16 protein-coding genes are annotated in these 14,400 nt (G+C 53.4%); 13 read left to right on the plus strand and 3 right to left on the minus strand.

The annotated features are described in order from the left end of the window. Window positions 1-85: 85 nt before the first annotated feature. The 13 genes from M2120_RS00705 to M2120_RS00765 all read left to right on the plus strand — a co-directional run bounded on the left by M2120_RS00705 (window position 86) and on the right by M2120_RS00765 (window position 12,647). Window positions 86-1,735: a glycoside hydrolase family 13 protein gene (locus M2120_RS00705; RefSeq protein WP_280796821.1), complete on the plus strand. Its 1,650-nt coding sequence runs from the start codon at window positions 86-88 to the stop codon at window positions 1,733-1,735. Window positions 1,736-1,849: 114 nt separating this feature from the next. Then, window positions 1,850-4,561 carry an FtsK/SpoIIIE family DNA translocase gene (locus M2120_RS00710; protein ID WP_280796822.1) on the plus strand — a complete coding sequence of 904 codons (2,712 nt, stop codon included), beginning with the start codon at window positions 1,850-1,852 and terminating at the stop codon, window positions 4,559-4,561. Between the two features lie 10 nt (window positions 4,562-4,571). Then, window positions 4,572-5,147 carry a CDP-diacylglycerol--glycerol-3-phosphate 3-phosphatidyltransferase gene (gene pgsA, locus M2120_RS00715; RefSeq protein WP_280796823.1) on the plus strand — a complete coding sequence of 192 codons (576 nt, stop codon included), beginning with the start codon at window positions 4,572-4,574 and terminating at the stop codon, window positions 5,145-5,147. Window positions 5,148-5,152: 5 nt separating this feature from the next. Beyond that, the gene (locus M2120_RS00720; RefSeq protein WP_280796824.1) at window positions 5,153-5,611 is read left to right on the plus strand and encodes a CinA family protein; all 459 of its coding nucleotides are present in this window, start codon (window positions 5,153-5,155) and stop codon (window positions 5,609-5,611) included. A 131-nt stretch (window positions 5,612-5,742) separates the two neighbouring features. Then, on the plus strand, window positions 5,743-6,051 hold the full coding sequence (locus tag M2120_RS00725) for a helix-turn-helix domain-containing protein (protein WP_280796825.1): 309 nt from the start codon (window positions 5,743-5,745) through the stop codon (window positions 6,049-6,051). An 8-nt stretch (window positions 6,052-6,059) separates the two neighbouring features. After that, entirely contained in the window at window positions 6,060-6,284 is a 225-nt protein-coding gene (locus tag M2120_RS00730; protein WP_280796826.1) for a DUF3046 domain-containing protein, read from the plus strand. Window positions 6,285-6,554: 270 nt separating this feature from the next. Continuing rightward, complete coding sequence (gene recA, locus M2120_RS00735) at window positions 6,555-7,646, plus strand: recombinase RecA (protein WP_280796827.1); 1,092 nt, start codon at window positions 6,555-6,557, stop codon at window positions 7,644-7,646. 5 nt (window positions 7,647-7,651) lie between these two features. After that, window positions 7,652-8,299: a regulatory protein RecX gene (locus M2120_RS00740; RefSeq protein WP_280796828.1), complete on the plus strand. Its 648-nt coding sequence runs from the start codon at window positions 7,652-7,654 to the stop codon at window positions 8,297-8,299. A 115-nt stretch (window positions 8,300-8,414) separates the two neighbouring features. Further along, window positions 8,415-8,687: a hypothetical protein gene (locus M2120_RS00745; RefSeq protein ID WP_280796829.1), complete on the plus strand. Its 273-nt coding sequence runs from the start codon at window positions 8,415-8,417 to the stop codon at window positions 8,685-8,687. Between the two features lie 33 nt (window positions 8,688-8,720). Beyond that, window positions 8,721-10,361 (plus strand): tRNA (N6-isopentenyl adenosine(37)-C2)-methylthiotransferase MiaB, encoded by a 1,641-nt coding sequence (gene miaB / locus M2120_RS00750; RefSeq protein WP_280796830.1) that lies wholly within the window; start codon window positions 8,721-8,723, stop codon window positions 10,359-10,361. Beyond that, on the plus strand, window positions 10,336-11,292 hold the full coding sequence (gene miaA / locus M2120_RS00755; RefSeq protein WP_432418522.1) for a tRNA (adenosine(37)-N6)-dimethylallyltransferase MiaA: 957 nt from the start codon (window positions 10,336-10,338) through the stop codon (window positions 11,290-11,292). Before miaB ends, miaA begins: the two co-directional genes overlap by 26 nt. A 9-nt stretch (window positions 11,293-11,301) precedes the next feature. Further along, entirely contained in the window at window positions 11,302-12,219 is a 918-nt protein-coding gene (dapF, locus tag M2120_RS00760; protein ID WP_280796832.1) for a diaminopimelate epimerase, read from the plus strand. A gap of 8 nt (window positions 12,220-12,227) precedes the next feature. Continuing rightward, window positions 12,228-12,647, plus strand: a complete 420-nt coding sequence (locus M2120_RS00765) for a hypothetical protein (protein WP_280796833.1) — start codon at window positions 12,228-12,230, stop codon at window positions 12,645-12,647. On the opposite strand, the gene M2120_RS00770 is transcribed toward M2120_RS00765, so the two are convergent. From M2120_RS00770 to M2120_RS00780, 3 genes are read right to left on the minus strand one after another with little or no spacing between them, the layout of a single operon-like run. After that, on the minus strand, window positions 12,641-13,261 hold the full coding sequence (locus M2120_RS00770) for a class I SAM-dependent methyltransferase (protein ID WP_280796834.1): 621 nt from the start codon (window positions 13,259-13,261) through the stop codon (window positions 12,641-12,643). The two genes, M2120_RS00765 and M2120_RS00770, sit on opposite strands and share 7 nt — an antisense overlap. A gap of 9 nt (window positions 13,262-13,270) precedes the next feature. Beyond that, window positions 13,271-14,137 (minus strand): hypothetical protein, encoded by an 867-nt coding sequence (locus tag M2120_RS00775; protein WP_280796835.1) that lies wholly within the window; start codon window positions 14,135-14,137, stop codon window positions 13,271-13,273. A 52-nt stretch (window positions 14,138-14,189) separates the two neighbouring features. Then, the gene (locus M2120_RS00780) at window positions 14,190-14,399 is read right to left on the minus strand and encodes a hypothetical protein (protein WP_280796836.1); all 210 of its coding nucleotides are present in this window, start codon (window positions 14,397-14,399) and stop codon (window positions 14,190-14,192) included. Window position 14,400 lies beyond the last annotated feature (1 nt).

The following is a 14,400-nucleotide window of genomic DNA, read 5'->3' on the forward strand; positions in this document are numbered from 1 at the left end:
TGACCATGCCCCCTTATTTTGGCGTAGTATCGACGCGCGTCGACGAAAATCGAAGTAACACAGTAAATAGCGAAAGTTGAAAAACATGTCAGACTCTGTTTTCCTCGCAGGTGATGAAAACTGGTGGCGTCAAGCCGTTGTGTACCAGGTGTACCCACGATCCTTCAAAGACTCCAACGGCGATGGCCTTGGCGATATCAAGGGCATCACCTCAAAGGCTGACTACATTGCTGAACTCGGTGTAGACGCAATTTGGCTAAGCCCTTTCTACCCCTCTGCTCTTGCAGATGGAGGTTACGACGTTGCTGACTACCGCGACGTAGACCCCAAATTGGGATCCCTTGCTGACTTTGACGAGATGATTAAGGCATACCACGACCGAGGCATTCGAGTCTTCGCTGACGTGGTACCTAACCACTCTTCTGACTTGCACGTGTGGTTCCAAGAAGCACTTCAATCAGAACCAGGTTCTGCTGCTCGTGATCGCTACATTTTCCGCGACGGCAAGGGTGAAAGTGGAGAACTCCCACCCAACGACTGGCCTTCCCACTTTGGTCCCACCTCGTGGACTCGAACAACCAATGCTGATGGAACTCCAGGCCAGTGGTACCTGCACCTGTTTGCTCCTGAACAGCCAGACTTCAACTGGGATAACGAAGAAGTAATTGAAGACTTCAAGAAGACCATGCGTTTCTGGTCTGACCGTGGTGTTGATGGTTTCCGCATTGACGTGGCACATGCACTCAAGAAGGACATGTCAGAGCCATACCCACACATCGAAAATTACGATGTGAAGCACATTCCCCTCGATGGCTCACACCACCTCTTCGACCGTGATGATGTGATGGAGATCTACAAGGGATGGCGTGAAATCTTCAACTCGTACAACCCACCACGTGTTGCTGTAGCAGAAGCTTGGGTTCCAGCTGAGCGTCGCCCTCGCTACGCCAGCATGGAGACACTCGGTCAGGCGTTCAACTTTGATCTGCTTGCTGCGCCTTGGTCGGCGAAGAAATTCAAGAAGAGCATCGAGTTCAACCTAGATCTCTCTGAAAAGTCAGGTTCTTCCTCAACGTGGGTTCTGTCTAACCACGACGTCGTTCGTCATGCAACTCGTTACGGTCTGCCCAAGAAGACAGACTACGAAAAGTGGGTCATGACCGATGGCAACAGCCCTGAACTCGATCGTGAGCTCGGTCAATCTCGTGCACGTGCAGCAACAATGTTGCTCTTGGCGCTTCCTGGTAGCACGTATATGTATCAGGGTGAAGAACTGGGATTGTTCGAGGTGGCGGACCTTCCTGGCCAGGTACTTCAGGACCCCATTTGGCTTCGTGACGGTATGACTCGCAAGGGACGCGATGGCTGCCGTGTCCCATTGCCATGGGAAACTACTGGCTCATCCTTCGGTTTCGGCACGGGGGCAGCGCATCTGCCTCAGCCGACCTGGTTTGCAGGCTTCTCCGTTGAATTTGAAGAAAAGCAGGAAGATTCAACTCTCAAGCTTTACCGCGCTGCACTCAAGCTTCGTAAGGAATTGCTCACTTCAGAAACTCTGGAGTGGGTACCCAGCAAACGTAAGGTTGTGCACTTCAAGCGCGACAACGGATGGCACAACATCACAAACTTCGGGAAGAAGCCAGTGGCCCTTCCCGTGGGCACGGTTCTACTCACCAGTGCTCCATTGGTGGAGGGGAAGCTTCCAGGCAACTCCACCGCTTGGATCAAGGAATAGGGGTTCCCTCCCTCCGAATGAATGCCCCGCTCCGAAAGGTAGCGGGGCATTCGTTTATCTGGACACTCGCCAGTAATCACGCGGAAAGTCCGTGCTCTCGCGTAACTTTGAGGCATGGCTTCAGGCAGTAATTCGCGTTCCCGCTCAGGTAGTGGTTCTCGTTCGCGTACCTCCACATCGAAGTCCACGAAATCTTCAGCGAATAGTCGTTCTCAGAGCTCTAACGGCGGCAGTAATTACACCGGTATTGCCTGGTTGTGGATGTCGCTGGCACACATCACTGGTGGTGCTGCGCGCATGCTGGGACCGGAGAAGTTTGCCAAAGATGAACGCCGTGACGGTGTTCCGTTCACGCTAGTTCTGTTAGCCATCGTTGGTGCAATTACTCAGTGGTTCCTGCCCAATAACGAGATCGCCCAGGTCATCAATGACTGGACTATTGGGGGCTTGTTCGGACGAATTGCCTATGGCCTGCCTGTTGTCATGCTGTTGATGGCCATTTGGCTTTTCCGTCACCCAAGTTCCGTCAACGACAACAATCGCATTGGTGTTGGCCTGACGTTGTTGCTGATGGCTGCAGCAGGCTTAGCCCAAGTTTTTGGTGGTCAGCCAGATCCTTCTCAAGGCCCCGCTGCTTTGGCAGATGCTGGTGGTTTGTTGGGTTGGATTTTGGCATCTCCACTGTCAACGGTGATTAGTTCTGTGGGCGCTGTGTTTGTCATGATTGCCCTCATTGCGCTGTCACTACTGATCATCACGAAGACACCTCCCAACCGTATTGGGGCACGGTTCCGTGAGCTGTACAACTATCTTTTTGGCGCTCACGCCGAAACAGAGGCACATCAGACCGGAAAGATTGAAATCCTCGATCTTGATCCGGTGGAGGCCTCTTCCTTGCCGTGGTGGCGCCGTAATAGCAGTCGTCGTGAAACCGAAGCAGCTTTCGATTCACCGGTCATCACAGACCCTGCTGCACACGCAGTCGACCTCGCCGCAACGCGGGAAATAACTGATCTCGACATTCTTGAAGAACTCACCAACGCCGAAGAAGCAGTCCGAGTGTTCCACACGGGTGAAGTCGTCACCGATGTCGCCGCAGTTGCGGCACAGGACGATGTCTCGACTGCTCCCGTTACTGTTGTTGCTGCCACGGCAGAAGCAGCCGGTGTGGACGAAGCGGTCGTTGTGGCACCTCCAGTGCCGAAGGGCCCTGCTGCTGTGTATCGCTTACCGCCAGCAAATGCATTGGCTCAGGGAGCTCCTGCCAAGACGCGTTCTGCCGCAAACGATGAAGCAGTGCGAGCAATTACTGAGGTTCTCAAGCAGTTCTCGGTCGATGCGACCGTGACGGGGTTCAGCCGTGGACCTACAGTGACCCGTTACGAAATTGAATTGGGCCCCGGCGTCAAGGTTGAGCGTGTTACCGCACTGTCTAAAAACCTCTCTTATGCGGTGGCATCGAACGAAGTTCGAATCCTTTCACCCATCCCCGGTAAGAGCGCTATCGGTATTGAGATTCCCAATACCGATCGTGAAATTGTGACCCTCGGCGATGTGCTGCGTTCGAATGCGTCCACCTCCAGTGAACATCCCATGACTATTGGCGTCGGTAAAGACGTTGAAGGTGGTTTCGTAGTTGCCAACTTGGCAAAGATGCCCCACCTTCTAGTGGCTGGTTCAACTGGTTCAGGTAAGTCCAGCTTCGTGAACTCGATGATCACCAGTATCTTGATGCGTTCAACCCCTGCAGAAGTCCGCATGGTTCTGGTTGACCCTAAGCGAGTAGAGCTTGCCCCGTATGCAGGCGTCCCACACTTGATTACTCCCATCATCACGAACCCCAAGAAGGCGGCAGAAGCGCTGCAATGGGTAGTTAAAGAGATGGACATGCGCTACGACGACCTGGCTAGCTTCGGGTTCCGTCACATTGATGACTTCAACCGCGCGGTGGTAAACAACGAGATCACGTTGCCACCAGATAGTAAGCGTGAGCTTCGTCCATACCCATACCTGCTCGTCGTCGTAGATGAACTTGCGGATCTCATGATGGTGGCTCCACGAGACGTGGAAGATTCCGTGGTTCGAATCACCCAGTTAGCTCGCGCTTCGGGAATTCACCTCGTGTTGGCAACTCAGCGCCCATCTGTCGATGTTGTTACTGGTTTGATTAAGGCAAACGTTCCCTCACGTCTTGCCTTTGCCGTGACGAGTGTGACGGACTCTCGAGTGATCTTGGATCAGCCAGGAGCAGACAAACTCATCGGACAAGGTGATGCGTTGTTCCTCCCCATGGGTGCAAACAAGCCAATTCGTGTTCAAGGTGCGTGGGTTTCTGAAGAAGAAATTCATAAGGTAGCCACCCACGTCACGCGGCAAGCACGGCCTGAGTATCGCCAGGACGTTGCTGCAGCAGCTGAGCGTAAAGAGATTGATGCTGATATCGGTGACGATCTTGATGTACTGCTGCAAGCCGTTGAGCTCGTTGTCTCAACCCAGTTTGGTTCCACCTCCATGCTTCAACGCAAGCTTCGGGTTGGTTTTGCCAAGGCTGGACGCCTGATGGACTTGATGGAAAGCCGAGAAATTGTGGGCCCTTCTGAGGGCTCCAAAGCACGTGACGTCTTGGTTTCACAGGAACAACTCCCAGAAGTTCTGGCCAAGCTCAAGGGTGAAGATATCTCACCTGCACCATCATCAACTCCTGCCGTCAGTATGGTTTCCGACCCTTATGCCAATGACCCCGTTGCGGGAATGAGTGCAGGTATGGAAGAAGTTGACGGCGACGAAGGCGATGAAGATGCCTGGGGTTTGACCGGGCGCGACTAGCCTTGAGCCTATGAAGCACGTACCCAACACCATCACAATTGTCCGGATATTCTTCGCTCCGGTATTTATTTGGATGTTGCTCACAGCGGGTTCTGACGTCACCTCACCCCTGCGCTGGTGGGGAGCTGGACTATTTGTCGCGGGAATGGCCACCGATGGTGTGGATGGTTATCTAGCTCGCAAATACAACGTGGTTAGTGACTTCGGGAAACTCCTCGACCCGATTGCGGACAAGGTTCTCACCGGTGGTGCGCTGATTACTTTGTCCATTCTGGGGGAGTTACCCTGGTGGGTTACAGGCCTGATCCTCCTGCGCGAAATTGGTATCACCATATTCCGCTTCGCCGTTCTCAGTGATCACGTGATTCCAGCTTCTCGCGGTGGCAAAATCAAGACCATCACGCAGTTTGTTGCAATTACTGCCGCCTTGCTTCCGTTGCAATCACTCATTGGTGACTCGGCCAACATCATCAACATCGTTTTGATGTCAGCAGCAACCATCATCACGGTCTGGACGGGTATTGACTACCTTGTCGACGCATGGCGTCAAAGCAAGAAGCTCTCTTCTTCGCAAGCAGGCAAGTAACCTCCATGCATGGCGAACTCATCACTCGGTTGACCACCCGTGGTCTGACCCTTGCCGTTGCGGAATCTCTCACCGGGGGATTGCTGTGTGCTGAGCTGACTGAAGTCTCCGGGGCATCTGCTGTCGTGCGCGGTGGCGTTGTCGCCTATTCAACAGACCTTAAGGCGTCCGTGTTAGGTGTGCCACAGGATCTTCTCGATTCTGTGGGTGCTATTGATGCAGACGTCGCGCTGGAAATGGCACGAGGTGTGGCGGTTCGGCTTGGTGCCGATATTGGAATCTCCACAACAGGTGTTGCGGGTCCAGATGTTCAAGATGGCAAGCCAGTGGGAACGGTATTTATTGCGTGTGTGTGGGGTGAAAAAAACCGCGTCCAGGAGCTTTCGCTAGCTGGAACACGCAATGAAATTCGCGCATTGACCGTGCAATCTGCCCTTTCAATGCTTGCCACAATGATTTCGTGAATGAATTGGGAATAAAACTGTCGTAACCTAAGTTGATACAAGCAGACTCACATCTGGTTTTCAGGTTTCTGGAGCTAGCATGGGTTATAGATGTAGAGGAACCGAAAGGTTCACAAGCGTAGGGAGGCACCATGATTCTTGTTCGACAGGAAATCGGCGATGTTCTGCGCGACTACCGCCTGCAAAAAGGTCGCACCCTGCGACAGGTTGCAAGCAAGGCCAGCGTTGCACTCGGTTACTTGAGCGAAGTAGAGCGTGGCCAAAAGGAAGCAAGCTCAGAAATTCTTGCTGCAGTAGCTGATGCTCTCGATACCCCCATTTCGCAGATTATGCGTGAAGTGGGAGACCGTCTTGCTGTGATTGAAGGCATCGAGCCCATGCGCGCGATTCCAGACACAGTTCCTGACGAGTTCGTCAACGACTTCGCTGCAACCCGCTAGTAGCGCACGTGCGCCTCAGCGAATTTTGGCGTGCCGTCTCTGATGAGTTCGGTGAGGCATACGGGCGAGTAGTGGTCAACGATCTCGTCCTCTCCGAACTCGGTTCTCTAACCTCAGCTGAAGCATTGCGGAAGGGAATTCCTGCTCGCGATGTGTGGCTTGCGTTAGTCAAAGCTGCTGATGTTCCGCCGAGTCGCTGGTATGGAGTAGGCCTGCCGGAGCCGAAAAAGTAATTTCCAACACGCCGATATTTGTTCGAATATGTATTCGAAAACGGCTAGTCTCCTACACATGCACTTGTTTACACGTGTTATCCACGGAGGATCCTTTCTGGCAGTGAATGTCAGTGGCTCCACCTACGGTGAAACATGTCCACACAAGGAGCATGCGCCTTGTCGTAAGCGCTCCGCAGCGCCCGTCCCGCCCTCACAGGCCGGCCGGTAGCGGAGGAGTAGCACGACAGCCGATAGGCGAATCACCCTCGATAAGTAAAGGAGACGGCCATGGCATCCGCCGCAGACCGCGAAAAAGCACTAGAAACAGCACTAGCCCAGATCGACCGCCAATTCGGTAAGGGTTCCGTTATGCGTCTGGGAAGCGATGAGCGCGCTCCCGTCGAGGTGATTCCAACCGGCTCCATCGCCCTGGATGTTGCCCTCGGTATTGGCGGACTCCCACGTGGCCGCATTGTTGAAATCTACGGACCCGAGTCTTCAGGTAAGACCACACTGACTCTGCACGCCATTGCAAACGTTCAAAAGCAGGGTGGCATCGCTGCCTTCATCGATGCAGAGCACGCACTTGACCCCGAATACGCCAAGAAGCTGGGCGTTGACATTGATTCGCTGCTGGTTTCTCAGCCAGACACTGGTGAACAAGCTCTCGAAATCGCAGACATGCTCGTGCGTTCCGGTTCAATTGATTTGATTGTGATCGACTCTGTTGCAGCATTGGTACCGCGCGCAGAAATCGAAGGCGAAATGGGTGACTCCCACGTGGGTCTCCAGGCACGTTTGATGTCTCAGGCACTGCGCAAGCTCACCGGTGGTCTGAACTCCACCAACACCACCATGATTTTCATCAACCAGTTGCGTGAAAAGATCGGCGTATTCTTCGGAAGCCCTGAAACTACTGCCGGCGGTAAGGCGCTGAAGTTCTACGCCTCAGTACGCCTGGATATCCGCCGCATCGAGACCCTCAAGGACGGTACTGACGCAGTTGGTAACCGCACCCGTGTCAAGGTCGTCAAGAACAAGATGGCACCACCCTTCAAGCAGGCAGAATTCGACATTCTGTACGGAACGGGTATTTCTCGCGAAGGAAGCCTGATCGACTTTGGTGTTGATCATGGAATCGTGAAGAAGTCTGGTGCGTGGTACACCTACGAAGCAGATCAGCTGGGTCAGGGTAAAGAGAACTCACGTAACTTCCTTATCCAGAACCCCGCAGTTGCACTGGAAATTGAGCAGAAGATCCTCTCCAAGCTTGGTGTTGGTGCTGCCGCGGCAGAAGCTGTCTCGATTGAAGCTGCAGCAACTGCTGCTGAAGTCGAGCCTGACTTCGAAGCGGTTGAAGAGGTTCGTAAGGGCGCTTGAGCCTCGTGACAAACGTCACATTCTTACCCTGGGTTGATCCAGAAGGCACTCCTAACTCTGCCTCGCCTGAAATATCAGGCGAGGCAGCAGGGGATGCTTCCAAGGATCTCGCCGGAGTGCACAAACTCAGTTCGGTTATGTTCACCGAGGTTGAAGAAATTCCAGAAGAAACCGAGTCTGTCTCTGCATTAGATATTGATTCCATGGAACAAGCATTGCTTCGCAAGCTGAACACTCGGGACATGTCAATTCATGAGGTGATGAGCTGGCTGCGCTCGAAAGATGCTGCCGAGGGTGATGCTGCCGATTTGGTGGCAAAGTTTGAAAGATTGAACTATCTCAATGACGAACGACTTGCCAGAGAACTGACTTCTCGACTCAGTGATCGAAAAGGGAAAAGCAAAAGTGTGATTTCTCGTGAACTTCGTCAACGAGGCATCTCACACCATGCCATTGATGCAGCACTTGAGCTCATTGATGACGATGATGAATTAGCGAAAGCGACAGAGCTTGCTTTGCAGCGAGTGCGCCAATTCAGCAAGCTTGATCAAGAAACTGCAGAACGCAGACTTGTCGGTTTTCTCAGCCGACGTGGATATTCAGGGAGCACCGTCCGCGAGGCGTGCAGGCAGGCACTCGCAACTAGGAATTAGGCTGAGTGCGTGCTCAATGACTTCCTGAACAGCCCCTACGCCATCGCTGCGGCATTACTTGTTGTCATTGTGTACATCACATGGGGCTATCGCCGCAGAAAGTAGTGCACTGAATATGTTTGAGACTGAACCAGCACCCGAAGAAAAGCCAGCCAAGCCACTGACTCAGAAGCAGATGGCTGCACGGCTCAAAGCGAAAAAGATCAACACAGTCGCGGTCATTGTGTGTGCGATGTTGTGTGTTGTCCTGGGCGTTGTTTCTGCGGTTTTGCCGTCAAATTCTGCAACACCGTGGATGTTTGCTAGTTATGCCGCAGGATATGTCGGCGTGATGTGGGCATTAGCAGGACTGTGGGCACACTACATGGGTCCTAACGCGCCGAAATAATCGGCCCTCTGACCGCCGTAAACTTAAGGGGTTATGACCAGCCCCAGTGAAGCTCCCACCATCATCACTGTTTCTGACGCTGCAGTGGATGACAGTGGTCGTGTGCGCACCTATGAAGTGCGCACATTCGGTTGCCAAATGAATGTTCACGACAGTGAGCGTTTAGCAGGGGCCATGGAAGCCGCCGGTTATGTGAAGTTTGAATTTGCATCTGATGCAGAAGCAGATCCTGACCTCAAACGTTCGGCAAGTTCTGCCCAGCCAGACGTTGTGGTTATTAATACCTGTGCAGTTCGCGAAAATGCAGATAACAAGCTCTACGGAAACCTGGGACACCTTGCCCGCGTGAAAGAAAAGCACTCCGGCATGCAGATTGCTGTGGGCGGATGTCTGGCGCAAAAAGACCAAGCGCTAGTGCTGAAGAAAGCACCATGGGTTGATGTTGTTTTTGGTACCCACAACATGGGTTCCTTACCTGGGCTGCTTGAACGTTCGCGACACAATCACAAGGCAGAGCTAGAAATCCTCGAGTCCCTCGAAACCTTCCCCTCCACGCTGCCTACCAAGAGAGACTCCACCTATTCCGGGTGGGTATCTATTTCGGTGGGGTGTAACAACACCTGCACATTCTGCATCGTGCCCAGCCTGCGCGGTAAAGAGCGTGACCGCCGACCAGGTGAGGTCCTCAACGAAGTGAAGGCACTTGTTGACCAGGGCGCTATTGAAGTAACCCTGCTGGGTCAAAATGTGAACACTTATGGTGTTGAATTTGGTGACAAGGGGGCGTTTGCCAAGCTCCTTCGTGCGTGTGGGGAGATCGAAGGTCTTGAACGTGTGCGCTTTACTTCACCGCACCCTGCTGCTTTCACCGATGATGTGATTCAGGCGATGGCAGAAACACCAAATGTGATGCCCCAACTACACATGCCCTTGCAGTCAGGATCTGACTCGATACTCAAAGCCATGCGTCGCAGCTATCGAAGTGAAAAGTTTTTAGGAATTTTGCAACGCGTTCGCGAAGCAATGCCTCACGCTGCCATTAGCACCGACATCATCGTGGGATTCCCCGGTGAAACAGATGAAGACTTTGAAGAAACCCTGCGGGTAGTGCGTGAAGCACGCTTTGCTACAGCATTTACGTTCCAGTACTCCAAGCGTCCTGGCACCCCAGCTGCCCAGATGGAGAATCAAATCCCTAAACGGGTCGTTCAAGAACGCTATGAACGGCTGCTGGCTCTTCAAAATGACATTGCGTGGCAAGAGAATAAGGCTCAGATTGGCCGGGAAGTACATGTTCTTGTTGCTAACGGTGAAGGCCGTAAAGACAGCGCTACCGAACGTATGAGCGGCCGTGCTGAGGACTCACGCCTCGTGCACTTCGAAGTAACTCCCGGAAGTGAGATTCCTCGCCCTGGAGATATTGTCACCGTCACCATCACAGAAGCAGCACCATTCCACCTCCTTGCAGATGACCCAACCGGGGCGCCACTGAAAGTTCGTAGAACAATTGCAGGAGATGCCTGGGACCGTGAACAGGCAGAGAGCTGCGGCGTTCCTTCAACGGGTGGGGCAAAGAACCTCGGATCAACCTCTATCCCTGTAGTGGGTTTAGGGATGCCTACGTTGCGTGTGTCCACCACGCCCATTTATGACCTCGAAGACGGGCAACGTTAGCGTGAACGAGCGAACCCAAATCTTGGCGATTGTGGGGGCAACGGGCACGGGAAAATCTGAGCTTTCCCTCGATATTGCCCAGGCACTGATTGCTCAAGGCCACGGTGTTGAAATAGTTAACGCCGATGCGATGCAGCTCTATACAGGCATGGATATTGGCACAGCAAAACTTTCCGTTGCTGAACGCCGAGGAATTGCTCACCACATGTTTGATGTGTTGCAGGTCACGGATGAGGCCGCGGTCGCTGATTATCAACAACAAGCTCGGAATGTGATTTCAGAGATCAATGCGCGCGGCAACCTTGCCGTACTAGTTGGTGGTTCGGGTCTCTATGTCAGCAGTGTCCTTTTCGATTTTGATTTCCCAGGACATGACGATGTTGTTCGTGCACGACTAGAGCTGGAGCTGGAAGAGCGTGGTCCTGGTGTCATGTTTGCCAGGCTGCAGCAAAAAGCCCCCGAAGCCGCCAAACGCATTGATCAAAAGAATTCCAGGCGTATTGTTCGAGCCCTTGAGGTCCTTGAGGTTACTGGCAGTACCCAGGCCCTGGGCACACTTCCTGAAGAGCCTGTCTATTGGAGGCCAACCGTCATTATTGGCTTAGCCGAGGAACGTGATGTTCTGGTGGAGCGACTAGATCGTCGCGTTGAGAAGATGTGGGAAAGTGGTCTTCTTGCCGAGGTTGAAGAACTCATTCCGCGAGGAATAGAGCAGGGAGTGACAGCACGTCGCGCTATTGGCTATGCGCAGGCACTAGCTCAACTTGCGGGGGAGATCACTCAAGCAGACGCGATAGCGGAAACTCAGTCAATCACACGGCGTTATGCCCGTCGTCAGGTGAGCTGGTTCAAGCGTTATGCCGATCTGGAATGGTTGCCAGCAGGTGAGAGCAACAATGTTGCAGAGGTTATCTCCAGGCTGAACCTTTAAGCTGGAGACATGGCAATCTCGCTGCACTTCACCAAAGGACACGGAACCGGTAATGATTTCGTGCTCTATAGCGACCCCGAAGGGGAGATGCCACTGACTCCCAGCCAAATAGTGGCACTGTGTGATCGCCACTTTGGAATCGGTGCCGATGGGGTTATCCGTGCGGTTAAGAGCAGCAAGCTCAACCGCAAGCACGAACCAGGTCAGATTGTGAGCGATCCTGCAGGGGTTGTTGCGCTTGAAGAAGACTCCGCTGCCGAGTGGTTCATGGACTATTACAACTCCGACGGATCACTGAGTGAAATGTGTGGCAACGGTATTCGCGTGTATGCCAAGTACTTGCTGGAAACTGGTTTAGCTTCCATTAACCGCGGTGAAACTCTAGCCATTGGCACGCGTGCTGGGGTGAGAGACCTCACCGCGCAAGGAACCCAGTTCCAAGTTGATATGGGACGTTGGAGCTTTGAGGGCGGGGAACCTGTAGTGAAGGTTGCCGGTGTTCCTGTTGCTCGCCCTGGTGTGGGAATCAATGTGGGAAACCCGCACGTCATTGCTGCGTTTGCAGATGATGAAGAACTGGATGCAGCAGACCTGAGCAAGGCACCTCGACTAGAGCCTGTTGCGCCTGAGGGTGCCAACGTGGAACTTGTTGTGCCTCGGGATCCTCTGGTCAAAGATGGTGTTGGCCACATTCGCATGCGTGTACATGAGCGTGGTTCAGGAGAAACACTCTCCTGTGGAACCGGAGTTGTTGCAGCTGCGTTGGCCACACGCCACTGGGCGGGCGAAGGAGCACCCCACAACTGGCGTGTTGATGTTCCTGGCGGAACCCTTGCTGTTCGCATGTTCCCCACAGAAGAGGGAGAGCATGTCGCACTTTCTGGGCCCGCAGAGCTCGTATACACCGGAACAGTAGAACTGGTGTAATTCACGGCATGAAAACCTCTCACCGGGCCATCCTGAGCCTTTCAGGAGCACTTGTTGCAACCTTGGCGCTCGCCGGTTGCGATCAAATCCCTAGTTTTAACCCCGCAGACCAAAGCGCCAACACAACTGCGTGTGAATCCGTGGGTGAAACGTGGAAAACACTCAACACTGCTTTGAGTTCTGGAGATATTGCAGGACTTCCTTCGGCGTTCATTTCTATCCCCACACAGTTAGATTCTGTGCTGTCAACTGCAACAGATAAACAACTGACTGAAGCTCTCACTGAATTGAAAAAGAACGCCCAGTCAGTTGTTGATGGCAATCAGCCCGATGTTGCAGGATTTATTGCCTCAGGAGTGGGAATTTCTGCCCGGTGCGCAATTCTTGGCGCAACTGTGAACTTGGAGCTTCCTTCACTGCCTCAGTGAGACCGCACAACCTTAATGATGCGAAATCCCTTGCGGGTGTCTTCACGCGTAACGATGTGAGTTGAAGCAAATTCGGTGCCCAACCACTTTTCAAATGAATCAGCACCGAGATGCTTGGCCACGACGAGATATGCCTCACCACCCATAGTGAGCCGGGGGAGCCAGGTCGTCATAATGTCGTGGAGCTCAGCTTTGCCTACACGAATGGGTGGGTTTGACCAGATCAGATCAAAGCTCAGCGAAGAATTAAAGGTGTCTGGTTTTCCTACGGTGATGTTTTCTAGGCCTAAACGTTTGGCGTTGCGACGGGTGAGCTCGAGTGCACGCTCATTGACATCAACGGCATACACATTCGCGTCGGGGGCTTCCAACGCCAAGGTCAGCGCCATGGGCCCCCAACCACAACCCAGGTCGAGGAAATTACCTGTCTCGGGGGGAGTGGGCACGCTATAGAGCAGTTGTTCAGTTCCAGCATCAATGTGATCAGGGCTAAAAATACTGCCAGCGGTCTCCACACTGTGGTCGCCGTGTGCAAGGCGCACGGCAATCACTTTTGTGGTGAAATCACCAGTGGGTTGTGCCGAGAAGTAATGCTCGGTGTTCTTCTCGGTCATAGATAGTTCTTAGCCAACAGTGACGTTCCAGGAGCCATCTGCCTTGATGGTGACCACAGCTGGTCCGGCAGTAATTGGTCCGCGCTGATCGACCATGCTGGGTGAGTTGACGAGCGTTTGAGCAGCGGTTTTAGGGCCGAAGAACTCCGTTACAACGATTCCCTGATCTGGCACAAAGGTTTGTGCGTGCAGGGTTGCTGCGCCACCGGCGTAGAGGTAAACCATGTCGCCACCAGTGGAACTTTGAGTAGAGAGAGGTCCTGGAGTTGCAGATGAAACCGGTGAAATCAGGACAGACCAGGTCACATCGTTAGCCGTGGTGATCTTGAGGGCGCCAGCTGTTTGGTCGCCATAACCGGCAAGACCAAAAGCTACGGTTCCACTGTAGGTACCTGCGCTGGTGACAATGGTGTCAATAACGGTGGAGTTATCAGTTGCCAAGACTTCAACGAGAAAATCAGCATCGTTCAAGTTTGTGGTGTCAATCTTGACCACACCTGCGGTGATGTTGTTGCCGAAGTCAACAACTTTGGTGCCGGTCTGGTTTGAGCGGCTCACGGGGGTGAATGTGCCGTAGGTCTTATCAGCCCATGCGGTCACAGGAACCACGGTGGGGCTCGGTGTGGGGCTAGCTGTCTTTGTGGGTGTCGGTGTCGCAGTGGGAGTTACCGTTGGAGTGGGAGTCTTGGTAGGTGTCGCGGTGGGGTGAGGTGTGGGGGTCACCGTAGGAATACCCGAGTTTGTGGGGTCTGGCTTGGGTGCAGAATTCGCTGCGACGACGAAAGTAATCAGTGCAATCACAATCACAGCAGCTAGTGCGCTCACGATGATCCACGGAAGCTTGGACGATGAAGCTTTAGGGGCGGTCTCAGACACGATGACTCCTCATAGAAAAGGTCTGCGTGGTGACGCAGACCGTTCTTGTAGTTTAGCTCGAGCTCAGTAAACCCTCAACGGAGGGGCCAGAACAGCCTTTGGTAGGGCAGCCATCATCGGGAGCTCCCGGATACATCATGCACCCGCCCAACACGATTTCTCCTCGCGCAACTTGTTCAAAGGCATCTGGTGCAGGAAAGCCGTAGACAATCGGCACGAGTCCTGCACCACAGTGAGGACATCGTGGCTGGGTATCGGACATA

Source organism: Aurantimicrobium minutum (assembly GCF_029893825.1).
Lineage (GTDB): Bacteria > Actinomycetota > Actinomycetes > Actinomycetales > Microbacteriaceae > Aurantimicrobium > Aurantimicrobium minutum_C.